Here is a 22,856-nt window from a genome sequence, read left to right on the forward strand (position 1 = left end):
GCTCAATCCTTCACGAACAATTGGCGCGGCACATTGCACAACGTCTCGACGCCGGTTTCGGTGATCAGAATGCTCTCGGTGATTTCCAGCCCCCAGTCATCCATCCACAGGCCCGGCATGAAGTGGAACGTCATGCCCGGTTGCAACACGCTGCTGTCGCCGGGACGCAGGCTCATGGTGCGCTCGCCCCAATCAGGCGGGTAGCTGATACCGATCGGGTAGCCGCAGCGACTGTCCTTGTGGATACCGAACTTCTCCAGCACCTTGAAAAACGCCACGGCGATGTCGCCGGTGGTATTGCCGGGTTTTGCGGCTTCAAGACCGGCGGCAATGCCCTCGACCACGGCTTTCTCGCCATCGAGGAAGTGCTGCGGCGGCTTGCCCAGGTAGATCGTGCGCGACAACGGGCAGTGATAACGCTTGTAGCAACCGGCGATTTCAAAGAAGGTGCCGGCGCCCTTCTCGAAGGGTGAATCATCCCAGGTCAGGTGCGGCGCACTGGCATCCGCCCCAGTCGGCAACAGCGGCACGATGGCCGGATAATCGCCGCCGTGGCCGTCCGCACCGAGGATGCCGCTGCTGTAGATTTCCGCCACCAGTTCGTTTTTACGCATGCCCGGTTCGATCCGTTCGAGGATCCGCCCGTGCATCTTTTCGACGATGCGCGCGGCGATGCGCATGTAGGCGATTTCCTGCGGCGACTTGACCGCCCGCTGCCAGTTCACCAGCCCGACCGCGTCGATCAATCGGGCCTTCGGCAGGTTTTTCTGCAGCGACAGGAACGCGGCGGCGCTGAAGTAATAGTTGTCCATCTCCACGCCGATGGTCAGCGCATCCCAACCCCGGGCGCTGATCACTTCCCGCGACAGGTAATCCATGGGATGGCGTTCCCGCGACTGCACGTAGATGTCCGGGTAACCGACGATGTTCTCTGGCTGCATGAACACCGTGCGCCGGGCACCGTTGGCGTCCTGGCCGCGCCCGAACCACACCGGTTCGCCATCGAGGGCCAGCAGCACGCATTGATGAACGTAGAACGACCAACCGTCATAGCCGGTCAGCCAGGCCATGTTCGACGGATCGGTGACCAGCAACAGCTCGATGCCCTGCGCCTGCATGGCCGCTCGCACCTTGGCCAGACGCTGGGCGTATTCCTCCCGCTGGAACGGAAGATTGACGACTATCTGAGACATGCACATGCCCTCTGATAAATGACGCACGGATGAAAAAACGGTTTAACTGCCGAACTGAAAACCTTTGCCCGCCGAGCGAGCACGCTCGAAGGCCAGGTTGGCCATGGCCGTGTCCTGGGCGCCGGTGCCCGTGAGGTCGCACAAGGTGATCTGCGTTGCTTGCGTGCGACCGGGCCGTTGGCCGGCCAGCACCTGGCCAAGTTCTGCGAAACCCGATTCGTCGCTGACCACGCCCGCCGCGAGGGCGTGATGCAGCTCACCGAGGATGCGCGTCTGGCTCAAGCGATCGGCCACGTAACGGTCGACCTGCGCCAGCGCACGGGGGGAAATTTCGTTCTTGTGCTCGGCGTCCGAGCCCATGGCGGTGATGTGCAGGCCGGGGTGCAAATGGCGCACATCGATCAACGGCTCGCGACTCGGCGTACAGGTGATTGCGATGTCGACATCTGCCATGGCCTCATCGATGCTCGCGCACGGTTTGACCGCCAGGCCACTGTCGCGAGCCAGTTCGACGCTGAAGGCCTGCGCTTTGGCGGCGTCCCGCGCCCAGACCCGCACGCTGTCGATCGGCCGCACCAGGCGCAGGGCTTGCAGTTGCAACGCGGCCTGCTCACCGGCACCGATCAGCGCCACGCTGCGGCTGTCTTGCCGCGACAGCGCCCGCGCCGCCACGGCCCCGGCCGCCGCTGTACGCACGGCGGTCAGGTAGCCGTTGTCCAGCAGCAAGGCATCGAGCAGACCGGTGCGCGCGGACAGCAACATCATCATGCCGTTGAGGCTCGGCAAACCGATTGTCGGGTTGTCGAAAAAACCCGGGCTGACCTTGATCGCAAAGCGCTCCAGGCCCGGCAAGTAGGCGGTCTTCACGTCCACTTCACCGTTATGTTCAGGAATGTCCAGGCGCAGGATCGGCGGCATGGCCACAGCGGCAGTGGCGAGCAGCACGAAGGCCTGCTCGATGGCTTCGATGCTCGGCAGATCCAGCGCTACGCAGGCACGCAGATCGGCTTCGCTCAACAAGGTGATTTCACTCATCAACGCGGCACTCCATTGAGTCGTTATTCTGGGAATTCATGCATCGGCGCCGGTCAGCACGCGCAGGTGCTGATCGATATCGACGTTGCGTCCGCTGACCACCACCACGACCGGCCCGCGCGGCTCGATCAAGCCTTCGAGCAGCGCGGCAATCCCCACCGCCGCCGCCCCTTCCAGCACCAGGCGCTCTTCGCGGTAGGCGTGACGGATCGCATTGGCGATGGAGGCTTCGCTGAGCAGATGCAGGTGATCGCAGGTATCGCGGGTCATGGCAAAGGTGAAACGGTTGTCCAGGCCGATGCCGCCGCCAAGCGAGTCAGCCAGGGTCGGCAACTCTTCGACTTCCACGGCACGCCCGGCCGCAAGACTGGCGTGCATGGCCGCGCCGCGTTGCATGCTGATGCCGTGGGTGACGATCTGCGGGTTGGCACTTTTCAGCGCCAGCGCCACGCCGGCGAACAGACCGCCGCCGGACAACGGCACCAGCACATGGGCGACGCCCGGCTGCTGTTCAAGGATTTCCAGCCCCAGCGTGCCTTGCCCGGCGATGATCGCCGGGTGGTCGAACGGTGGCAGCAGCGTTGCGCCTTGCTCATGGGCAATGCGCTCGGCTTCACGCTGGGCGTCATCCTGGGACTGGCCGACGATGCGCACATCAGCGCCAAGATCGCGAATGGCCTGGACCTTGTTGCCCGGCACCAGGTGCGACAGGCAAATCGTCGCCTTCACGCCGTTTTGCGATGCGGCGTAAGCGAGCGCCCGGCCATGATTGCCGGTCGACGCGGCGACCACGCCACGCGCCTTTTGCCCGGCACTGAGCTGCGCCACGGCATTGCTCGCGCCGCGCAACTTGAAGCTGCCGGTGATTTGCTGGGATTCGAGCTTGAGGTACACCGGCACGCCCACATGCCGCGACAGGCTGGGCGAATGCTCCATGGGCGTACACCGGACCAACGCTGCGATGCGCTGGCGGGCGAGGTAAATATCGTTGAGCTGTAGCGCTGACATGACCGCATCCCGAAGAGGCATTGGGCGCAGTCTAAGAGGGCTGGATTGTCGCGCTGAATGTACTAGGGCAATTTAGTCGACAAAATTTCGGCGTCTTTTTTTCACTTCAAAAGTCATGGATTTGCGGGTACTGGCCGAAGATCTCGCGCATGCCCATCAGCGCATCGCGCATTTCCTCGTCACTGCATTCGGCACCGACGCACACTCGCACCGCCCGTGGCCGCGGCGTGCCGCGCACGGTGAACGGGTCGGGCGAAGTGACCGCAATATGCTTGTGCCGTAGTGCGCGCACCAGGCTGTCGACCTCCCAGTGCGGCGGAATGCCGATCCAGGCATTCAAGGCATGCGGATGCTGGCCAAGCAGGTATTCGCCAAGGTATTCGCTGACCATCGCCTGACGCCCGCCCAATAACTTGCGTTGCAACTCCACCAGCGTGTCGGCGCGCCCGTCGCGAATCCAGCGCGTGGCGATTTCCGACACCATGGGCGTGGCCATCCAGCTGTTAACCCGCAAAATGCTTTCGGTGCGCAGCGCCAGGCGCTTGGGCATCACAAGGTAACCGACGCGCAAACCGGTGAGCACTGACTTGGTCATGCTGGTGCAATAGAACGACAGCTCCGGCAGGTAATGGCTGATCGGCGGTGCGCGGCGCTCATCGAGCAGCGGCCCGTAGACGTCGTCTTCGATGATGTGCACGCCGAAGCGCCGGGCAATCTCGGCTATTTCGCGCCGACGGTTGTCCGGCATCAGGCTGGTGGTCGGGTTGTTGAGGTTCGGTGTGCAGACCAGCGCGGTGATCCGCTCATTGCTGCACATGTCCTCGAAATGTTCCGGGTCGATGCCGTAGCGGTCCATTTCCAGGCCCTTGAGGGTAAACCCCAGCACCTGGGAATTGCCGATCACGCCGTGGTCGGTCAACCCTTCGCAAAGCACCACATCATCCGGGCCGGCAAGGGATGCCAACGCCAGGAAAATTCCGTGGGCGGCGCCGTTGGTGATCAGGATGTCGTCGCGCTCGACCCGCAGGCCTTGCCGCGCGATCCAGTGCATTGCCGCTTCACGGTGCGACTCAAAACCGGCAATCGGGCGAAATGCGTGAATCCAGGGTTGATCCTCTTCGGTGCTGAGTTCGCGACAGGTTTCGCGCCAGAACTGATCATGCTCTCGGGTGTGCATGATCCGTGTGATGGAAAAATCCACCAGCGCCCGTTCAGGGCTGTCGAGAATATAAGTGGCGACCCGGTCGCTCATTCGCCGCGAGACAAAACTGCCGCGCCCGACCTCACACCTGACCAGGCCCTGGCGCTCGAGCTCCTTGTAGGCATTGGTGACGGTTTGCACACTGATGCCCATGGCGTCGGCAACATTACGTTGCGGTGGCAACCGCTGATCATTGGCCAGTACGCCCTGCTCGATATCGTCGGCGATCGCCTGGACCAGGATCTTGTATTTCGACTCGCCGCTGCGGGCGATTTCCAATGCTGCCTTCCACTTGTCCATCAGCGCCGAACCCACGTGTTTGCCAGTGCCGACAGCATCCCGCGAGAACCTGTGCAAAGCAATTGTCCTAGTGCAATGCAATGTGGCGCAGGGCTTTTGTATGCTCGGTACAGGGTCGATGCACAGGCTGCTGAACCTGCCGCCAATAACAACCAATCGACCTGTACCGGAACTGTGCCCCCAAGCTTCGGCTCAACAGGACAACGGCTCTCGTACGCTTTGCTCTTGTCACACTGCCTCCTACCACAGAGCCGTCAACGACGGGTCCACAAGAAACAGGAGATTTTATCGATGAGCAATTCCATTCCCCGCACTCCCCATGTCTTGCGTCACCTGTTCGTGGCTTGCGCGATGTTCGGCCTGGCCGCCAGCGCCCACGCCACGACGCTGGAAACCATTACGAAAAACAGCAGCATCCGTATCGGCTATGCCAACGAAACCCCGTTCGCCTTTACCGAGACCGATGGCCGGGTCACCGGTGAATCGCCGGAAATCGCCAAAGTCATCTTCGCCAAAATGGGCATCAAGCAAGTCGATGGCGTGCTGACCGAGTGGGGTTCGCTGATCCCGGGCCTGCGCGCCGGGCGTTTCGACGTGATTGCCGCGGGCATGTACATCACGCCCGAACGCTGCAAGCAAGTCATCTTCACCGATCCGCAGTACCAGTTGCCCGACGCCCTCCTGACCGCCAAAGGCAACCCGAAAAACCTGCACAGCTATGAAGACATCGCCAAGAACCCGGATGTGAAACTGGCGATCATGGCCGGCACGGTCAACTTGAAATACGCACGGGATTCCGGGGTGGGGGACGCACAAATCCTCCAGGTGCCGGACACCACCGCGCAGTTGCAAGCCGTGCGCGCCGGTCGCGCCGATGCCGCCGTGGGCACCCAATTGACCATGAAAGGCCTGGCTGCCAAGGGTGGTGAAAAGGTCGAAGCGGTCACCGAATTCAAGGATGACCCGTCGCATACCGGTTACGGCGCCCTCGCCTTCCGCCCGGAGGACAAGGACCTGCGGGATGCGGTCAACGCCGAACTGAAAAAGTGGCTGGGCTCCGAAGAGCACCTCAAGACGGTCGCCCCGTTCGGCTTCGACAAATCCAACGTGACCAGCAAAACGGCTGCCGAGCTCTGCGCTCAATAGTCGAGGCAGGCATGGCGCTGCGGCGCGATGCCTATCCCTGCTGACTCCGGATGTTGAACCATGCAGGTGTGAACAATGGGTGAATTACTTCCGCTTTTGATACAAGGCGCCTGGGTCACGCTCCAGGTGACGTTCTTCGGCTCGATCCTGGCGATCGTCGCGGCCATTCTGGCGGCGCTGGGGCGCATGTCGCCGTGGCGGCCGCTGAGCTGGTTCTCGGTCGCCTACATTGAAGTGTTTCGCGGCACGTCGTTGCTGGTGCAGTTGTTCTGGCTGTTCTTCGTGTTGCCGCTGCCACCGTTCAATCTGGAACTGAGCCCCTACAGCGTGGCCATCGTCGGCCTTGGCCTGCACATCGGTGCCTACGGCGCCGAGGTGATGCGCGGTGCGATCAGCTCCGTGGCCAAGGGTCAATACGAAGCGGCGACCGCGCTGAACTTCAGCGGCTACAAGCGCTTTCGCCGAATCATTCTGCCTCAGGCCTTGCTCGCGGCCATCCCGCCGGGCACCAACCTGTTGATCGAACTGCTGAAAAACACTTCGCTGGTGTCACTGATCACCTTGTCCGACCTGAGCTTTCGCGCTCGGCAACTGGATCAGGCGACCTTTCAGACTTTGGAAATCTTCAGCCTGGCGCTGGTGATGTATTTCATCCTCGCGCAAGCGATCAACCTCGGCATGCGCAGCATTGAGCGTCGGCTGGCGCGCGGCCGGATGCGTGGAGGTCTGTCATGACCCTGTTCGACTGGACTTATGCCTGGCAGATCCTCCCCGACTTGCTGCGCGCTTCGCTCAACACCGTGGGCATTACCCTGATCGGTTTCCTGATCGCCATCGTGCTGGGGCTGTTCCTCGCCATCGGCCGGCGCAGCCGCCTGTACTGGCTGTCGTGGCCGATCGCCGGGATGATCGAATTCATCCGCAGCACACCGCTGCTGATCCAGGTGTATTTCCTCTACTACGTGCTGCCCAACTACGGCGTCAGCATGTCGGCCATGCAAGTGGGCATCATCGGCATCGGCGTGCATTACGCCTGCTACATCGCCGAGGTCTATCGCGGCGGGCTCGATGCCGTGCCGCGGGCGCAGTGGGAAGCGGTGACCGCGCTGAACATCGCGCCGTACAGCGCCTACCGCAACATCATCCTGCCCCAGGCCTTGCGGCCGATCCTGCCGCCGCTGGGCAACTACCTGGTGGCGATGCTCAAGGACACGCCGGTGCTGTCGGCCATCACCGTGGTTGAAATCATGCAGCAGGCCAAGAACATCGGTTCCGAGAACTTCCGCTACCTGGAGCCGATCACCATGGTCGGTCTGTTTTTCCTCGCCCTGAGCATCGCCCTGGCTTATCTGGTACGGCGCCTCGAACTGCGCCTGGAGCTACGCTAATGACTTCTCCACTCTCGACCTCCAACGACCTTTCCCGGCGCGGCAACCTGACGCCGCTGCATTCGCAAGAGGCCCCGGCCATGCATCAACCGAAAGCGCTCAAGCCGATTGTCAGCTTCCAGGACGTCACCAAAAGCTACGGCAATTTCACGGTGCTCGACCATTTGAACCTGGACGTCACACCCGGCGAAAAAGTCGCGATCATCGGCCCCAGCGGCTCGGGGAAATCCACGCTGTTGCGGGTATTGATGACCCTCGAAGGCATCGATGACGGACTGATCCGCATCGAAGACGATTTGCTGACGCACATGCCCAATCGCAACGGCGTGCTGGTGCCGGCCAATGATCGGCATATCCGCCGTGTGCGCGGCAAGATCGGCATGGTGTTCCAGAGCTTCAACCTGTTCCCGCACATGACGGCGTTGCAGAACGTCATCGAGGCGCCGGTACAAGTGCTGGGCATGAAAGCCGCCGAAGCACGGGAACGCGCGGCGGATCTGCTGGAGCTGGTAGGACTGGGCAGCAAGCTGGGGCACTACCCTTCGCAGCTGTCGGGTGGCCAGCAGCAACGGGTGGCGATCGCTCGCGCATTGGCCATGCGGCCGAAAGTCATGCTGTTCGACGAAGTGACTTCAGCACTCGATCCGGAGCTGTGCGGCGAAGTGCTCAACGTGATCCGCAAGCTCGGTGCCGAACACAACCTGACGATGCTGATGGTCACCCACCAGATGGGGTTCGCCCGGGAGTTCGCTGACCGTGTGTGCTTCTTCTACAAGGGCCAGATCCACGAGCAGGGCACACCGGCACAGATCTTCGAACACCCGCAACAGGAACGTACGTGTGCGTTTCTCAGTGCGGTGAAAGAAGCCAACTGACCGGCCGAACACCCAAAAACAAATGTGGGAGCGAGCTCGCTCCCACAGGTTTTTTTGTCGCGGGTGTTATGGGTATTGCTGAACGTTACCTTGCTGCTGGCCACCATACTGCTGACCCGGAATCGCCTTGAGGTTGACCTCTACACGGCGGTTCTGCGCCCGGCCGTTGACGTCGCCGTTGCTGGCAACCGGGTTATCCGGGCCGGCACCGCGAGCGCTCAGGTTGGCACCGCTGACACCCTGCGAGGTCAGGTAGGTTGCCACGCTTTGCGCACGACGCTGGGACAGGTCCATGTTGTGCTGGCGAGCACCGGTGCTATCGGTATAACCGACGATTTCGATCTGGTTCTGGTTGAACTCTTTCAGCGAGCCGGCCAGGTTGTTCAGCGGCTGATAGAAACTTGGAGCAATGTTCGCCGAATCGGTAGCGAAGGTGATGTTGCCCGGCATGATCAGCTTGATCTGGTCGCCCTGGCGCTGCACTTCAACACCCGTGTTGGCCATGCTGGCACGCAGCTTTTTCTCTTGCTGATCGGCGTAGTAGCCGTAACCGGCCGCGGAAGCACCGACCACCGCTGCACCGATCAGCGCGCCCTTGCCGCGGTTATCGTGGTTGATCGCAGCACCGGCCAGCGCGCCGGCCAGAGCGCCGAGGCCACCGTATTTCGCGGTCTTGCTCATGCCTTCGGAGCCGCTGTCCGCCTGCCCCTGAGCCTGGCCTTGAGCGCCGTAAGGGTTAGGCGCGGCACAACCGGACAAAACGGCCACAGCCGTAGCGAGAATAATCAAACGACGCGTGGTGAACATGTAGAGCTCCTACTTTTTTGCATTCTGTGGTGCAACGGACCAAGGCATTAGCCTTTGCGGGCGTTGGATCACTTCCTGGAATAAAAATTCCGCTCGTTACAAATCAGGCCCGTACAAACGGGTTTTCGCGCATTTCATCGCCCAGACGGGTATCCGGACCATGCCCGGCCACCACTATCGCCTCCTCGTCGAGGGTGTACAAACGCTGCTTGATCGAACGCACGATGGTGGCCTGGTCGCCGCCCCACAAATCCGTGCGCCCTACCCCACGCTTGAACAACGTGTCACCGGCAATCAGGAGCTTGGCATCGGCAAACCAGAAACTCATTGACCCTGGTGTGTGCCCAGGCGTGTGCAGCGCCACGCCACAGCCGCAGGCCAGCTCTTCATCATCGGCCAGCCAGCGGTCCGGCGACGGCACCGGAGTGTAGGGCACACCGAACATCTGGCACTGCATTTCCAGGTTGTCCCACAGAAACTGGTCTTCCTTGTGCAGATGCAAGGTTGCGCCGGTTTTCTCCTTGAGCTGACCGGACGCCAGGAAATGATCGAGGTGCGCGTGGGTGTGAATGATGCTGACCACTTTCAGCCCCAAGGCATCGAGACGCGCCAGAATCAGTTCATGATTGCCACCCGGATCGACAACAATGGCCTTTTTCGTCACCGGATCGCCGATGATCGTGCAGTTGCACTGCAACGGGCCGACGGGGAAGGTTTCGCGGATGAGAGTGGGTTGCTGGGACATCGGGGGCCTGCTCGATAAACGGGGACGAGCGATTTTCGCACAATTGAGTATCCAGCCAATGGCCGCGACAAGTAACGTGAAAAATCCTTAACCCAGCACTCCCAGTTCCTTGGCCCGCGCCACCGCCTGAGTACGCCGCTCGACCCCGAGCTTGCTGTTGATGTGACTGGCGTGGGTCTTGACCGTGTGCAGGGAGATAAACAGTTGATCGCTGATTTCCTGGTTCGAGCAGCCTTGGGCGATCAATCGCAGGACCGCCAGTTCCCGCGCGCTGAGTTGTTCCGCGGCCACGCAGGACTCCACTGCGGAACGGCTGGCCGATGCCGGCAGTTTTTCGCTGAGGCTCAGGGAAACGGGGGTTGGCGGATAATGTTGAAGCTGCCCTCGCAGCCAGTCCGGATGCTCGGCCAGCAAGCACTCAAAGGGTTGCAGCACCCCTCCACCAGCGGCGTCCAGCGCCTGGGCCAGTGCCTTGCGTGCTTCCGGTTCGCGTCCGTTGCCCAGCAATAACGCGACTTTCTGGGTCAGCGCCATGGCACTGAGCATCTGTCGACCGCTTTGCTGGCCGTGTTCGAGCAGCGCATTCAACCGTCCTTCGGCCAGCATCGGCTGGCCCTGGATGACTTCCAGCAAGGCTTGCTGCAGTTCGATATGCAACGGCAGTTGCGGGTGGAACTCTGGTGGGGCCGCCGCGTTTTCGCCGTTATAGGTCTGCCCCAGACGCGCCAGCCAGGCTTCGGCCAGATCGGTGCGCCCCTGGGCCAGCCAGAGTTCACATTTGACCAGGGTGATCATGGCCAGGTAGTAGATCGGTGGCACGTCCCAGATGTGCATCAGCCGTTCGGCTTCGGCCAGTTCGGCAAAGGCCTTGGCGAACTCGCCGCTGCTGCCCTCCAGCCTGGCTATCACGCAGTGGCCGATCAGCACGCTGATGTCACGACAGGCGCGCGCCTCGCTCAACCCGGCCTGCAACCGCACTCGCGCCAATTGCGGCTGCATGCGCAGGGCCAGTAAAAAACCTTCATACAAGGTCAGCCGTGCACGAACCGCATACAGCCGTTGCGCAGACAGGCTCTGCAGGCGCTGCATGCCCTGGCGGACCTCCTCCAGCGCCCGACAGATTTCGCCCCGGGCCTGCAACACCCGGGCGCGATCGTAGTGTGCCAGCGCTTCGAACAACGGGTTGCCGACCCGTTGCGCCAGCTCCAGGGATTCGCGGTTCAAGCCCCGTGCCCGCCACAGATCGCCGTCGGCGATGGCCAGGTTGGACAGGGTCGAGAGGCACATCAGGCGTTGCCCGTAGCGCTTGGACGGAAGGCTTTCCAACGCTTCGCGGCAGTGCCGCAGTGTCAGTTCACGGTTGCCGCGCCCACGGGCAATGATGCCGCTCAATGCCAGCCACTGAGCCAACATGGACTTCTGTGCGGTGGCCGACGGAGCGGGCAGGAAACGACTCAAATGGCTGGCCAGTTCCTCGGCGGCATCCAGCTGGCAAGCCATGCCCAACGCCCAGCTGTAGAGCACGATCAACCGCGGCGTGCTGATCAGCAAACTGTCAGGCAAGTCCATTTTCCAGCGCAGCAACATGCCGACGTTCTGCTCGGCCAGCAGTTGCTCTTCGGAGAGGTTTTGCACCAGGTTCGCCGCAACGTCCAGGTGACCGGCACGCAAGGCCTGTTCGACCGCCTCATCGAGCAATCCCTGGGCATTGAACCAGCGGCAGGCACGCAGGTGCAGGCTGGCAGCCGGGACCATCGACCGGGAAGGTGGCCGCGTGCGCAACAGATCGGAAAACAGGTGGTGGTATCGATACCAATGGCCATGCTCGTCCAGCGGCACCAGGAACACTTGATGGGCGAGCAGGAAGCGCAGGATCTCGCCGCTGTCATGGGCGTCGCGAACGGCATCACACAGTTCGCTGCAAAAACGTTCCTGAGGCGCCGTGTCATAGAGGAACGACTGGACTTCGGCGGGCAGGCAATCGATGACCTCTTCGAGCAGGTAATCGCGGATCAGCCCTTCCCCGCCGTGCAACGATTGTGGCAGTGCGCCATCGGTGCCCGCCTCCGAGGCGGCCAACAGCCAGAAGCGTAACCCCGCGACCCAACCTTCACTGCGCTGGATCAGGTTCTCCAGTGCCTCGCCACGCAAGGAGCTGCTGTGCCGATCGAGCAGGCTCAAGGCCTCGTCGTGGGTCAGGCGCAGATCCTGTTCATGCAACTCAAGCAGTTGCCGCGACAGCCGCAGTCGCGCCAGGTGCCAGTCGGGACGCTGGCGACTGGTGACCATCACCAGCAAGCCATCGGGTAGATGATTGAGGAAAAATTGCAGGCAACGGTCCAGCACCGGCCCCTGGGCCAGATGGTAATCATCCAGTACCAGCAGCAATGGCGTTGCAGTGGACAGGTGCACGGCCAACTCGTCGAGCAGGCCATCCAGCCATTCTTCGAATGCGAACGGCTGATGGCGCTGGCGCATTTTCAACAATCCGAGGGACTGCCTGCCCAGGTTCGGGAAATAATCCTGAAGGCCTTCCAGCAGTCGCTCGAGAAAACGTCCCGGGTCACTGTCCCTGGGGCTCAACCCCAGCCAGAGACTTTGCCAGTGCGCCGGCAACCCCTGACAAAACTCCACCGCCAGCGAACTCTTGCCGAACCCTGCCGGTGCACTGACGAGCAGCAGCCTGCCTGCGAGCCCGGCACTCAGACGTTCGCACAAACGTGGACGCAGCACATGGCCGTCGGGCAACGGCGGGCGGAAGAAACGCCCGTCGAGTGTCGCGACAGCAACCTGTGCAGAACCTGGGGGTGTAGACAAATCAGTCATAGCCGGCTCTTGTTTGAATTGCGGGTGGCGGCGTTGCAGATGTCCGCAGACTAGCCGTAAACGGATAGGGAATGAAGGCAATTGCTACAAATGGCTACAAAAAGTCTACAAGCAAAAAAAAACGCCCCGAACCAGTCGGGGCGTTTTCAGAGGGTACAGCCTCTATTCAGTTCACCTTAGCGAACACCATCCTGACGCAAGGCGGCCGGGGTGAAGTCGCTGGTGGTGGCAGTGAAGCCGAAGTCATAAGCCGACTTCTCTTCGTTCTTCATGCCCAGCGCCAGGTAGCGACCCGACTGCAGGTCGTACAGGGCTTCGAGGGCGTACCACGGCACTTGCTTGTCGTAGTAGTTCTCGGCATGCGCCTCACCTACGCGCCACAGCTGGCCACGACCGTCGTAATGGTCGATGACTGCGGCCTGCCAGGTATCCTCGTCGATGTAGAAGTCACGCTTGGCATAGATGTGACGCTGACCTTCTTTCAACGTGGCAACCACATGCCACACCCGGCGCAGCTCGTAGCGCGCCAGATCCTGGTTGATGTGACCGGCCTTGATGATATCGGTGTACTTGAGGTTCGGGTCGTCGAGCTTGTAGCTGTCGGAGGCGATGTACATCTCTTTCTTGCCTTCGAGCTTCCAGTCGTAACGATCCGGCGCACCGTTGTACATGTCCAGGTTGTCGGAAGTACGCAGGCCGTCGGCTGCGGTACCCGGACCGTCATAGGACACTTGCGGGGCACGACGCACACGACGCTGACCGGCGTTGTAGACCCACGCCGAACGCGGCTCTTTCACTTGGTCGAGGGTTTCGTGAACCAGCAGCACACCACCGGCCAGTCGCGCCGGCGCGGTCACTTTCTGCTTGAAGTAGAACAGGATGTTGCCCGGGTTTTTCGGGTCGTAGTCCTTCATCTTGTCGCGGAACACGAACTGGTCCTGGAAGTACACCAGGCTGAACGAGCCGTTCGGCTGTGGCGTGGCCTGGGTTACCAGGCGCGTCACGCTACCACCGCGATAACGGGTGATGTGGTTCCAGATGACTTCCACGCCGGTTTTCGGAATCGGGAACGGCACGGCGGTTTCGAAGTTCTCCAGGCCGTTGCCGCCGGACACCAGGTTGGTGTTGGTGGCGTTGCGCTTGATCGCGGCGAACACGTCATCCGGCACGGTAGCACCGCGATGGGACGGATAGACCGGCATCTTGAAGGTTTCCGGGTAGCGCTTGAACATCGCGTACTGGCCCGGTGCGAGCTTTTCCTTGTACTGGTCGACGTTCTGCGCCGTGATGGTGAACAGCGGTTTTTCGCTGGCGAACGGGTTGGACAGGAAACCTTTGCTGTCGACCGTACCGGCGTTCTTCGCCATGGGTTTCCAGGCCGGGATCGAACCGTCGGCGTTACCCGCCATTTCCGCGCCCATCGGGGTCAGGCTCTTGCCCAGCTTGTCGGCCTCGGCCTGGGGAACCGCCGCGATGACGCTGGTCGCCAACAGCGAAAGCCCCAGAACACCGGCGTGGAACAGACTTTTTGTTATTTTCATATGTGTGTTCGTCCTGAAAATACTGTGCTTAGAAGTTCACGCCGAGGCTGAGCGCAACGAAGTCGCGGTCATCCACTGTGGTGTACTTGCCGTCGAAGAAGTTGGTGTAGGCCAGGCTCGCGGTGTAGGTATTCTGGTATTCGGCATCGACACCCAGGCTGACCGCCTTGCGGCCTTCCTCGAAGTTGCCGCCAGGGCCAGGGGAGTAACCGCTCACGTCATGGGACCAGGCAACGTTCGGCTTGAGGTTCACGCCGGCAAACACGTCGTTGTATTCCCAGATGGCACGACCGCGGTAGCCCCACGAAGTCGCGGTGGTGAAACCTTCGTCGTCGCAGTTGCGGCTGCGGTTGTTGGTCGGCGTACCCGGGCCGGCACCGTTGATGGTGCTGGTGTTGAGCGCCACGCAGGTATCGAGCGCGCCAGAGGCTGGCAACTCACCCGGGCCGTAGACCGGATCGCGGCCATAACGAACGTCGGAAGTGCTTTCCAGGCCGCCCACGTGGGTCACGCCTACTTCGCCTACCAGGGTCAGACGGCTGGCGCCCATGACCTGGTCGAAGAAGTGCGTCAGGGTGGTCTGGAACTGGGTGACTTCCTTGCGACGATAACCGTGCAGGTCCTGACCCGGCACGCCGGTCAGCAGCGATGCATTGGTCAACGGGTTGTTCGGGTTGTTGTTGCCGATAGGACGCACACCGGAGAACAGGATGTCGGTGGAGTTGAGCTGCACCGGAGCGTTCGGACGGTAGCTGATCTCACCGCTCCACGCCGTACCGGTAGGCAGGGTGGTGGAGAAGCTCAAGCCATACAGGCGAATGTCCTCGGGGTATTCGATGAAGTATTGCGAGTTACCTGCCACCAGCAGTGGCGCGAGTGCAGCGAATGGGCCTGGAAGTCCCGCGGCAGTGTTGTAGACCGACTGCGGCGCACCGGTAGCGCTGAAAATCGGCGCACGGCTGTGGTAGTTCATGAAGTAGGCGCCGAACTCGGTGTCCAGCGGATCGAACATGTACTTGAAGGACGCACCCCACTGACCGCTGTCGCGGGCATCACGATCGGGGCCACGACGCACCAGGACACCTTCGTTGTTGACGTCGACGCCGTTGGCGGCCAGAGGCCCCAGGGCAATGGCCGGAATTTGCGAGCGTTTGTTCAGCACGCGCAGGTTGTTGTCGCAGCCATCGGCAACGATGTCTGGCTGGGAGAAGAACGTGCCGCAGTTGTCGACGACAGTCTGGTCCCATTCAATTTGATAGAACGCTTCGGCCGAGAGGTTTTCGGTCAGGCTCTGCGACACATAGAACATGTTGACCGGGATCAGGCCTTCCTTGATCTCGGCACCCGGACGGCGGAACGCCGACACGTCGATCGGGTTGATCGAGTTGATGCCGCCGCCGATGAAGGTACTTTCACCCCAGCTCACGACCTGTTTGCCCAGACGCACGGAGCCTGGTTGATCGGCAATGGAGTAGTTGTGGTAGACGAAGGCATCGAGGATCTGGCCGCCGGCGGACTTGGCGCCTTCCTTGCGGCCCTCGTCGCTGATGTCCTTGAACGGACGGCTTTCGTCTTTCAGTTCAAAGTCGTACCAGTATTTGCCACGGACGAAAACGCCAGTATCGCCGTATTTCAGTTCAAGGTCATGGATGCCCTTGAAGATCTTCGAGAAGGTTTCCCCGCTCTTGAAGTTCAGGTGACCGTCATCAGAAGTCTGGGACAGGCCCTTGCCGCCGTTGTTGACACCGATGAGGTTCTTGTTGGCACTTTCGGTAGACCAACTGGCACCGATGGACAGGGATGAGTCGAACTGACCTTCGATTTCACCGACGTTGAAACTGACGCCGAATGCTGGCCCGGCGAGCGTAGAGGCAAGACTGACTGCCAGGGGCAGTTTCGCCCGGCGCCAGAACTGGTTTACTGATGTCATCGACGCTACTCCATGTGCATTTTATTTTTATGGCATGAGCACTTCTAAAAACGTTGTGGATAACCGGGAGCCATGGCATCCCAAAGTCACTCCAAAGTTGCATCGCCCCGGTTCGTGCGGTTGCCCCGTTCTTAAAAATCCTTGAGCGGACTATAGCCAGCAGGTAGTTGAGCTTGATCCCTCTAAAGTGTGATTTGCACCTGCCAGCCACTCTGGAACAGTCCTTTCGCCAGTCCGACGCCCGTCGGCACGGCAAGGATGGCTGAAAATTTCGATTTGACAAGCCAAGCGCTTGCTTGGTGGGGCTGGCGTGCCCTTTCGGGCACGCCGAGAGGCGCTTAAAGCGTCGAAAGGAAGGTGCTGTTGGTGGCCTGCCATTCGCTGATGTCGACACGAATGCGCTTCTTGTCGAGTTTGCCGACGCTGGTCTTGGGAATTTCAGTAACAAGGGCGATCTGGCTTGGAATCGCCCACTTGCTCAAGTGCCCCAATTCCACAAACGGCTTGAGGTGTTCCTTGAGCTCCCGTGCGCCGATGGCGTGACCTTCACGCAGCACCAGCAGGGCAAATGGCCGCTCGCCCCACTGCGGATCGGGGATGCCCACCACTGCTACTTCACGTACCGCCACATGACGGCTGATCAGGTCTTCCAGGTCCAGGGAGGAGATCCATTCGCCACCGGTCTTGATCACGTCCTTGATGCGGTCACGAATGTCGATCACGCCCATGCTGTCCAGGGTCGCCACGTCGCCGGTGTGCAGCCAGCCACCGGCCCAGAGTTCGGCGCCCTTTTGCGGCTCGTTGAAATAGCCCTCGGTCAGCCAGGGTGCGCGCAGCACCAACTCGCCCTGGGTCTCGCCATCGGCGGGCAGGAAGTTGCCCTCGGTGTCGACGATCGCCGCCTCCACCAGCGGGCCCGGCACGCCGGCCTTGATCCGGTAGGTGGTGCGTTCGTCTTCGGTGCCGGCCATCAATTCGTCGTTGAGGTGCGCGCACGACACCAGCGGCCCGGTTTCCGACATGCCGTATGCAGCGGTCAATTGAATGCCTTTTGCCTTGGCCGCCTCGTATAGCGTGCGGTTCAGGGCACTGCCGCCGATGACGATTTTCCAGCCACCGAAGTCGACGTTCTGCGCGGCCTTGGCATTGAGGACCATCTGCAGGATGGTCGGTACGCAATGGGAAAACGTGACCTTCTCCTTGCGCCACAACTCCACCAGGTATTCCGGGTCATAGCGACCGGGGTAGACCTGCTTGAGCCCAAGCATGGTCGCCACGTACGGCAAGCCCCAGGCGTGCACGTGGAACATCGGCGTGATCGGCATGTACACGTCGTTGGTGCCCAGCAGGCGCACGCTGTCGATCGCGCCCATGATGGTCGACACGCCCATGGTGTGCAGCACCAGTTGCCGATGGGTGAAGTACACGCCCTTGGGATTGCCGGTGGTGCCGGTGGTATAGAACGTGGTCGCTACCGAGTTTTCGTCGAAATCCTCGAAGTCGTACTGCGGGCTCGCCGCGGCCAGCAACTCTTCGTATTCGCCGACGAGATTCGGCAGGTCCGCGGTTTTTTCCGGCAGGTCAGTCAGCAGCAGGGTTTTGTCGACGGTGGTCAGATGCCCTTCGATAGCCTTGTACAGACCGACGAACTCGCTGTTGACCAGCACAAAGCGGTCCTCGGCGTGGTTCATGGTGTAGAGGATCTGTTCCGGCGACAGACGCACGTTGATGGTGTGGATCACCGCGCCGATCATCGGGATGGCAAACATGCATTCCAGGTAGCGATGGCTGTCCCAGTCCATCACACCCACGGCATCCCCGGGCTTGACCCCGGCCGCTGTCAGCACGTTGGCCAGGCGGGCCACCCGTTCGATCAGGGTCGGGTAGCTGTAGCGCAATTTGTCGCGGTAGATGATCTCGCGGGTTTTCTCATAACGGGCACCGGACATCAGCAGCCGCTTGATCAGCAACGGGTACTGGTAAGCGCCTTCGGCCGGGGGGATAACGCGAGTCTGCAACATAAGAATCCCTTTTCTGACTGCACGGACGTGACTGAAAGTACGCACTGTAGTGCCCTTGATCGTCAGCCAAATCAGCCAAAGGAATGATTTGCAGAGCCCCGCAGATGCTAGCGTTGCGCCAGCATCTGCAGGAATTCAATGCCTGTGCCGCCCACGCAATCAATGCATTTCGGTAAAGGCGAGCTTCACGCCAATCGCAACCAGCACCGCACCCATGGTCCGGTCGAACCAGTGCCCCATGCGCGCGAACCCGGCGCGTACGCGTTGCTGGCTGAACAACATCGCCACCAGGCAGAACCAGGCCGCTGTCGCCACCGCCAGGTAAACCCCGTAACCGGCCTGCACGGCCAGTGGTGTGTGCGGGTTGATCACCACGGTGAACAGCGAGAGGAAGAACAACGTGGCTTTCGGGTTGAGACCGTTGGTGACGAAACCCGAGGTGAAAGCACCACGGGCCGTGCGCTCCCCGGCTTCCTTGTGCAGATCGTCCGCCACAGGCTTGGCCGGCTGCGCGCGCAGCGCCTTGTAACCGATGTACAGCAGGTAAGCGGCGGCGGCCCATTTCAAGGCATTGAACATCACGATCGACTGGGACACGATCAGGCCGATACCCAACAGCGAATAACCCACGTGCAGGAAAATCGCCGTACCCACACCCAGCGCGGTCCAGGTGCCTGCTCGACGGCCGTGGGTAACACTCTCGCGCACCACCACGGCAAAGTCCGGGCCGGGACTGGCCACGGCCAGCAAGTGAATCAGGGCAACGGTCAAGAACTCTGTCCAGTACATGTGGGGCTCCTTCAGGCCAAGCGTAACTATTTATTTCATCTGGTAGGCTCGGCAGATTACGCCTTCAGTTCATTGCACAAAAGGTACAGTTGATGACGAACACTCGCCGCGCCGTTTTCCTTGATCATCCATCCCTGGACCTCGGCGACCTTGATCTCGGCCCGCTGCGCGATTGTTTCAGCGATTTGCAGTTGTTCGCGCAGACCTTGCCCGGTCAAGTCATCGAACACCTCAAGGGCGCCACCGTCGCCATCAGCAACAAGATTCTGATCGACGCCGCCGCCATGGCCGCCAGCCCTGATCTCAAGCTGATCCTGATTACCGCCACCGGCACCAACAACGTCGACCTGGCCGCCGCCCGCGCCCACGGGATTACGGTGTGCAACTGCCAGGGTTACGGCACGCCGTCGGTGGCGCAGCACACGATCATGCTGCTGCTCAACCTGGCCACGCGCCTGGCCGATTATCAAAAAGCCGTCGACGCAGGCCGCTGGCAGCAGGCCAGGCAGTTCTGCCTGCTGGATTACCCGATCGTCGAGCTCGAAGGCAAAACCCTTGGCCTGCTGGGTCACGGCGAACTGGGTGGCGCTGTGGCACGGCTGGCTGAAGCGTTCGGCATGCGTGTACTGCTGGGGCAGATTCCCGGACGCCCCGCCCGGCCGGACCGCTTGCCGCTGAACGAACTGCTGCCACAAATCGACGCCTTGACCCTGCATTGCCCGCTCAACGAACACACCCGCCACTTCATCGGCGCCCGTGAACTGGCCGCGATGAAACCCGGCGCGTTCGTGGTCAACACCGCACGCGGCGGTCTGATCGACGAACAGGCCCTGGCCGACGCCTTGCGCAACGGGCATCTGGGCGGCGCCGCGACGGACGTGCTGAGCGTCGAGCCGCCCGTTAATGGCAATCCGCTGCTGGCCCACGACATTCCGCGCCTGATCGTCACCCCGCACAACGCCTGGGGCAGCCGCGAGGCGCGCCAGCGAATCGTTGGCCAAGTGACCGAAAACGCACTGGGGTACTTCAGCGGTAAGGCGCTGCGGGTCGTCAGTTGATAAACTGCGGCACTTTTTTAAGGAGCAGTTATGGATCCGCGCAGTGAAGTACTGCTTCGTCAGGCCGAGTTATTCCAGGGTTCGGTGTTGTTGGCCGGTTTGCCCGCCGACGACTTGCTGGGCCGCCTGCCAGAAGCTCATGGCTGGTGCTGGCACGCCGGCGATCAGGCCGCGCTGGACGCCCGTTTCGAGGGGCGCAGCCATTTTGGCGTGAATGCACCGGAACGCGGGTTCGATTGCGCCGTGGTCTTTCTGCCCAAGTCCAAGGACTTGACCGACTACATCCTCAACGCCCTCGCCTCGCGCCTGGCCGGCCGCGAGCTGTATCTGGTCGGCGAGAAAAAAAGCGGCATCGAAGGCGCGGCCAAACAACTCAACCCGTTCGGCAAGCCACGCAAGCTCGACAGCGCGCGCCACTGCCAGCTCTGGCTGGTCACCGTGGCCAACGCGCCTGAAGCCAAACCGCTGGAAAGCCTGGCGCAGACCTACGAACTGCCGCTGGCCGAAGGCCCGTTGAAGGTCATCAGCCTGCCGGGGGTGTTCAGCCATGGTCGCCTCGATCGCGGCAGCGCGCTGCTGCTGGAACACCTGGACAAACTGCCCAGCGGTCACCTGCTGGACTTCGGCTGCGGCGCAGGCGTCCTGGGCGCGGCGGTGAAACGTCGTTATCCGCACAATCAGGTCACGATGCTCGATGTGGACGCCTTTGCCGCTGCCAGCAGTCGCCTGACCCTGGCGGCCAATGGTCTGGAAGCCGAGGTGATTACCGGTGACGGAATCGATGCCGCACCGATGGGTTTGAGCGCCATTCTGAGCAATCCGCCGTTCCATGTCGGCGTACACACCGATTATTTCGCTACCGAGAACTTGCTGCGAAAAGCAGCCAAACATCTGAAAAACGGCGGCGAACTTCGCCTGGTCGCGAACAGCTTCCTGAAGTATCAGCCGCTGATCGAAGAGCATCTAGGCGTGTGTGCGATCAAGGCCGAAGGACAGGGGTTCCGGATCTACCGGGCCAAGCGCGGCTGAAAATTTGTACTTGCCGAAAGGATTTTGTCTAGGCAGAATCCGCTCCGTCCTAGGGGAGTAGTCTCCCACGAGCGCCACGCTCGTCCGGCATGCGTCAACATACTTGGTCAACAGACCATGGCGCATGCGACCCAAGCATCCACATCAGATGGATCGCAGGGTTTGACAAGACCTATGACACGAACACCTTACCCGGGGCGGGAAGGCTGTACGTGTCATAGCCGTGTCGACCCGCCCCTTAGGAAAACCCCTGATGCTGGATTCACTACTCGTACCCACCGCAATCGTTGCCTTGGCCGAAATCGGCGACAAGACGCAACTGCTCGCGCTCATTCTCGCCGCCCGCTTCCGCAAGCCCTGGCCGATCATTGCCGGTATCGTCGCCGCGACCCTGGCCAACCACGCGGCCGCCGGTGCGGTGGGTGCCTGGGTCGGGAGTTTCTTCTCGGATACGATGCTGCACTGGATCCTCGCCGCGAGCTTCGCCGCCACGGCGTTGTGGACCCTGGTCCCGGACAAGATGGATGACGACGAAGCCAGCACCGCCCGCAAGTTCGGACCGTTCCTGACCACGCTGATCGCGTTCTTCCTGGCGGAAATCGGCGACAAGACGCAGATCGCGACCGTGATGCTGGCTGCGCAATATCCGGAGTTGTGGCTGGTGATCATCGGCACCACCCTCGGCATGCTGATTGCCAACGTGCCCGTGGTATTGGCCGGTAACTTTGCCGCAGACAAATTGCCATTGACCCTGATCCGTCGACTGGCGGCGTCGGCGTTCTTCATCCTGGCGATTGTCGCGGTGTACAAGGCGATGCAGAGCAGCGGGTGGGTTTGACGGAGTACGTCAGTAGACCGCGTTATCGTTCATCGCGGGCAAGCCCGCTCCCACAGTGATTTATGTCGTACACAAATTTTGTGCTCTACAGATAACCCTGTGGGAGCGAGCTTGCTCGCGATGGCGCCATCAGCATCACCGCATGACGATCAGGATTTCTTGGCTTGCTCGTAAAGCGGCATGACCTTCGGAATCGCCGCCTGCAAAGCCGCAATACGGCTCGCCGAGGCCGGGTGAGTGCTCATGAACTCCGGTGGCGCACCGTCCGAGACTTTGCTCATCTTGTTCCACAGGGTGATCGCGGCATTCGGGTTGTAGCCGGCGCGGGCGGCCAATTCCAGGCCGATCAGGTCCGCTTCGTTTTCATTGGCGCGGCTGTTGGGCAAGGTCATGCCGTAGTTGGCCACGGTATCGGCCAGGGCCAGGCTGTCCTGCCCCAACCCGAGCAACGCACCGGCGCCCTGCTTGGCCATTTCGATGCCGTAAGCCTTGGACATCGCCTCACGACCGTGTTCGCGCAGGGCGTGGGCGATTTCATGCCCCATGATCGCGGCGATTTCATCGTCGGTCAGTTGCAGTTTGTCGATCAACCCGGTGTAGAAGATGATCTTGCCGCCAGGGCCGCAGTTGGCGTTGAGCTCATCGCTCTTGATCAGGTTGACTTCCCACTTCCACTGGGCCGCGTCCGGGCGGAAGTTCGGCGCCTGGGCAATCAGCCGGTCGGCAATCGCCTGAACCCGCTTGGCATCATTGCTGGTCTTGTCCAGCACACCCTTGGTGGATGCCTCGCCCACTGTCTTCTGATAGGACTGGGCGTACATCTGGTCGACCTCTTGCGCGGACAACATGCTGAACATGTACTGTTTGCGCTCAACGCCTACGGCACCGCCGCTGGTGGTATTGACCGACTGGCAACCGGCGAGCAGCAGCGCCGCGCCCAGTGCACTGACAACCAAAATCTTGTTCATCAAAAAACTCCCTGAAAGCCTGCCGCGTATCCTAGGCGTGGATATGTATCGACGCCAGATACAATGGACATAAGACGCGCAATTCGGACAAAGCTCTCATCGCCGTAGAAAAAAATTCACATACGGCGACAACCCGCAGTCCATCACGCCGCGCATTG

At 61.3% G+C, this 22,856-nt stretch carries 19 protein-coding genes and 1 riboswitch; of the genes, 7 read left to right on the top strand and 12 right to left on the bottom strand.

Features of this window, described 5'->3' with window-relative positions:
• Positions 1-2: 2 nt before the first annotated feature.
• The 4 genes from doeA to ehuR all read right to left on the bottom strand — a co-directional run bounded on the left by doeA (position 3) and on the right by ehuR (position 4,737).
• On the bottom strand, positions 3-1,193 hold the full coding sequence (gene doeA / locus AB4O16_RS11505) for an ectoine hydrolase DoeA (protein ID WP_460157754.1): 1,191 nt from the start codon (positions 1,191-1,193) through the stop codon (positions 3-5).
• Between the two features lie 42 nt (positions 1,194-1,235).
• Positions 1,236-2,228, bottom strand: a complete 993-nt coding sequence (eutC, locus tag AB4O16_RS11510) for an ectoine utilization protein EutC (RefSeq protein ID WP_460157755.1) — start codon at positions 2,226-2,228, stop codon at positions 1,236-1,238.
• A gap of 36 nt (positions 2,229-2,264) precedes the next feature.
• The gene (eutB, locus tag AB4O16_RS11515) at positions 2,265-3,236 is read right to left on the bottom strand and encodes a hydroxyectoine utilization dehydratase EutB (RefSeq protein ID WP_460157756.1); all 972 of its coding nucleotides are present in this window, start codon (positions 3,234-3,236) and stop codon (positions 2,265-2,267) included.
• Positions 3,237-3,342: 106 nt separating this feature from the next.
• The gene (ehuR, locus tag AB4O16_RS11520; protein WP_460158054.1) at positions 3,343-4,737 is read right to left on the bottom strand and encodes a MocR-like ectoine utilization transcription factor EhuR; all 1,395 of its coding nucleotides are present in this window, start codon (positions 4,735-4,737) and stop codon (positions 3,343-3,345) included.
• Positions 4,738-5,028: 291 nt separating this feature from the next.
• Here ehuR and ehuB point away from each other — a divergent pair, with 291 nt between their 5' ends.
• The 4 genes from ehuB (at position 5,029) to ehuA (ending at position 8,146) form a co-directional block, all read left to right on the top strand.
• Complete coding sequence (ehuB, locus tag AB4O16_RS11525; protein ID WP_460157757.1) at positions 5,029-5,883, top strand: ectoine/hydroxyectoine ABC transporter substrate-binding protein EhuB; 855 nt, start codon at positions 5,029-5,031, stop codon at positions 5,881-5,883.
• A gap of 75 nt (positions 5,884-5,958) precedes the next feature.
• Positions 5,959-6,618 carry an ectoine/hydroxyectoine ABC transporter permease subunit EhuC gene (gene ehuC, locus AB4O16_RS11530; RefSeq protein WP_110658949.1) on the top strand — a complete coding sequence of 220 codons (660 nt, stop codon included), beginning with the start codon at positions 5,959-5,961 and terminating at the stop codon, positions 6,616-6,618.
• Positions 6,615-7,271, top strand: coding sequence for an ectoine/hydroxyectoine ABC transporter permease subunit EhuD (gene ehuD, locus AB4O16_RS11535; protein ID WP_160390389.1), 657 nt, complete (start codon positions 6,615-6,617; stop codon positions 7,269-7,271). The genes ehuC and ehuD overlap by 4 nt, the downstream gene beginning before the upstream one ends.
• An 80-nt stretch (positions 7,272-7,351) precedes the next feature.
• Complete coding sequence (gene ehuA, locus AB4O16_RS11540; RefSeq protein WP_110658961.1) at positions 7,352-8,146, top strand: ectoine/hydroxyectoine ABC transporter ATP-binding protein EhuA; 795 nt, start codon at positions 7,352-7,354, stop codon at positions 8,144-8,146.
• Positions 8,147-8,212: 66 nt separating this feature from the next.
• On the opposite strand, the gene AB4O16_RS11545 is transcribed toward ehuA, so the two are convergent.
• The 7 genes from AB4O16_RS11545 to AB4O16_RS11575 form a co-directional block, all read right to left on the bottom strand.
• Positions 8,213-8,953: an OmpA family protein gene (locus AB4O16_RS11545; protein WP_160390390.1), complete on the bottom strand. Its 741-nt coding sequence runs from the start codon at positions 8,951-8,953 to the stop codon at positions 8,213-8,215.
• A gap of 103 nt (positions 8,954-9,056) precedes the next feature.
• Positions 9,057-9,698: an MBL fold metallo-hydrolase gene (locus AB4O16_RS11550; protein WP_223588427.1), complete on the bottom strand. Its 642-nt coding sequence runs from the start codon at positions 9,696-9,698 to the stop codon at positions 9,057-9,059.
• 87 nt (positions 9,699-9,785) lie between these two features.
• On the bottom strand, positions 9,786-12,524 hold the full coding sequence (locus AB4O16_RS11555) for a LuxR C-terminal-related transcriptional regulator (RefSeq protein WP_460157758.1): 2,739 nt from the start codon (positions 12,522-12,524) through the stop codon (positions 9,786-9,788).
• Between the two features lie 176 nt (positions 12,525-12,700).
• Positions 12,701-14,065, bottom strand: coding sequence for a DUF1329 domain-containing protein (locus AB4O16_RS11560; protein ID WP_160390393.1), 1,365 nt, complete (start codon positions 14,063-14,065; stop codon positions 12,701-12,703).
• A 28-nt stretch (positions 14,066-14,093) separates the two neighbouring features.
• Positions 14,094-15,995 (bottom strand): DUF1302 domain-containing protein, encoded by a 1,902-nt coding sequence (locus AB4O16_RS11565; protein WP_160390394.1) that lies wholly within the window; start codon positions 15,993-15,995, stop codon positions 14,094-14,096.
• A gap of 338 nt (positions 15,996-16,333) precedes the next feature.
• Entirely contained in the window at positions 16,334-18,016 is a 1,683-nt protein-coding gene (locus tag AB4O16_RS11570) for a fatty acid--CoA ligase (protein ID WP_160390395.1), read from the bottom strand.
• A 159-nt stretch (positions 18,017-18,175) separates the two neighbouring features.
• Positions 18,176-18,805: a LysE family translocator gene (locus AB4O16_RS11575; RefSeq protein WP_460157759.1), complete on the bottom strand. Its 630-nt coding sequence runs from the start codon at positions 18,803-18,805 to the stop codon at positions 18,176-18,178.
• Positions 18,806-18,897: 92 nt separating this feature from the next.
• Between AB4O16_RS11575 and AB4O16_RS11580 the strand changes: the two genes are divergently transcribed.
• The 3 genes from AB4O16_RS11580 (at position 18,898) to AB4O16_RS11590 (ending at position 21,730) form a co-directional block, all read left to right on the top strand.
• Positions 18,898-19,863: a 2-hydroxyacid dehydrogenase gene (locus AB4O16_RS11580; protein ID WP_460157760.1), complete on the top strand. Its 966-nt coding sequence runs from the start codon at positions 18,898-18,900 to the stop codon at positions 19,861-19,863.
• 30 nt (positions 19,864-19,893) lie between these two features.
• A complete protein-coding gene (locus AB4O16_RS11585; protein ID WP_160390398.1) occupies positions 19,894-20,892 on the top strand; it encodes a class I SAM-dependent methyltransferase in 999 nt (332 codons plus the stop codon).
• 39 nt (positions 20,893-20,931) lie between these two features.
• Positions 20,932-21,056: riboswitch (yybP-ykoY riboswitch) on the top strand.
• Positions 21,057-21,145: 89 nt separating this feature from the next.
• Positions 21,146-21,730: a TMEM165/GDT1 family protein gene (locus tag AB4O16_RS11590; RefSeq protein WP_008016665.1), complete on the top strand. Its 585-nt coding sequence runs from the start codon at positions 21,146-21,148 to the stop codon at positions 21,728-21,730.
• A 149-nt stretch (positions 21,731-21,879) separates the two neighbouring features.
• On the opposite strand, the gene AB4O16_RS11595 is transcribed toward AB4O16_RS11590, so the two are convergent.
• Positions 21,880-22,698, bottom strand: coding sequence for a M48 family metallopeptidase (locus AB4O16_RS11595; protein WP_160390399.1), 819 nt, complete (start codon positions 22,696-22,698; stop codon positions 21,880-21,882).
• Positions 22,699-22,856: the final 158 nt, after the last annotated feature.

Source organism: Pseudomonas sp. S2_H10 (genome assembly GCF_054668285.1).

Bases quoted from the DNA above. Each gene is read 5' to 3' on its own strand.
- doeA (WP_460157754.1), bottom strand. From the start codon at position 1,193: ATGTCTCAGATAGTCGTCAATCTTCCGTTCCAGCGGGAGGAATACGCC.
- eutC (WP_460157755.1), bottom strand. From the start codon at position 2,228: ATGAGTGAAATCACCTTGTTGAGCGAAGCCGATCTGCGTGCCTGCGTA.
- eutB (WP_460157756.1), bottom strand. From the start codon at position 3,236: ATGTCAGCGCTACAGCTCAACGATATTTACCTCGCCCGCCAGCGCATC.
- ehuR (WP_460158054.1), bottom strand. From the start codon at position 4,737: ATGGACAAGTGGAAGGCAGCATTGGAAATCGCCCGCAGCGGCGAGTCG.
- ehuB (WP_460157757.1), top strand. From the start codon at position 5,029: ATGAGCAATTCCATTCCCCGCACTCCCCATGTCTTGCGTCACCTGTTC.
- ehuC (WP_110658949.1), top strand. From the start codon at position 5,959: ATGGGTGAATTACTTCCGCTTTTGATACAAGGCGCCTGGGTCACGCTC.
- ehuD (WP_160390389.1), top strand. From the start codon at position 6,615: ATGACCCTGTTCGACTGGACTTATGCCTGGCAGATCCTCCCCGACTTG.
- ehuA (WP_110658961.1), top strand. From the start codon at position 7,352: ATGCATCAACCGAAAGCGCTCAAGCCGATTGTCAGCTTCCAGGACGTC.
- AB4O16_RS11545 (WP_160390390.1), bottom strand. From the start codon at position 8,953: ATGTTCACCACGCGTCGTTTGATTATTCTCGCTACGGCTGTGGCCGTT.
- AB4O16_RS11550 (WP_223588427.1), bottom strand. From the start codon at position 9,698: ATGTCCCAGCAACCCACTCTCATCCGCGAAACCTTCCCCGTCGGCCCG.
- AB4O16_RS11555 (WP_460157758.1), bottom strand. From the start codon at position 12,524: ATGACTGATTTGTCTACACCCCCAGGTTCTGCACAGGTTGCTGTCGCG.
- AB4O16_RS11560 (WP_160390393.1), bottom strand. From the start codon at position 14,065: ATGAAAATAACAAAAAGTCTGTTCCACGCCGGTGTTCTGGGGCTTTCG.
- AB4O16_RS11565 (WP_160390394.1), bottom strand. From the start codon at position 15,995: ATGACATCAGTAAACCAGTTCTGGCGCCGGGCGAAACTGCCCCTGGCA.
- AB4O16_RS11570 (WP_160390395.1), bottom strand. From the start codon at position 18,016: ATGTTGCAGACTCGCGTTATCCCCCCGGCCGAAGGCGCTTACCAGTAC.
- AB4O16_RS11575 (WP_460157759.1), bottom strand. From the start codon at position 18,805: ATGTACTGGACAGAGTTCTTGACCGTTGCCCTGATTCACTTGCTGGCC.
- AB4O16_RS11580 (WP_460157760.1), top strand. From the start codon at position 18,898: ATGACGAACACTCGCCGCGCCGTTTTCCTTGATCATCCATCCCTGGAC.
- AB4O16_RS11585 (WP_160390398.1), top strand. From the start codon at position 19,894: ATGGATCCGCGCAGTGAAGTACTGCTTCGTCAGGCCGAGTTATTCCAG.
- AB4O16_RS11590 (WP_008016665.1), top strand. From the start codon at position 21,146: ATGCTGGATTCACTACTCGTACCCACCGCAATCGTTGCCTTGGCCGAA.
- AB4O16_RS11595 (WP_160390399.1), bottom strand. From the start codon at position 22,698: ATGAACAAGATTTTGGTTGTCAGTGCACTGGGCGCGGCGCTGCTGCTC.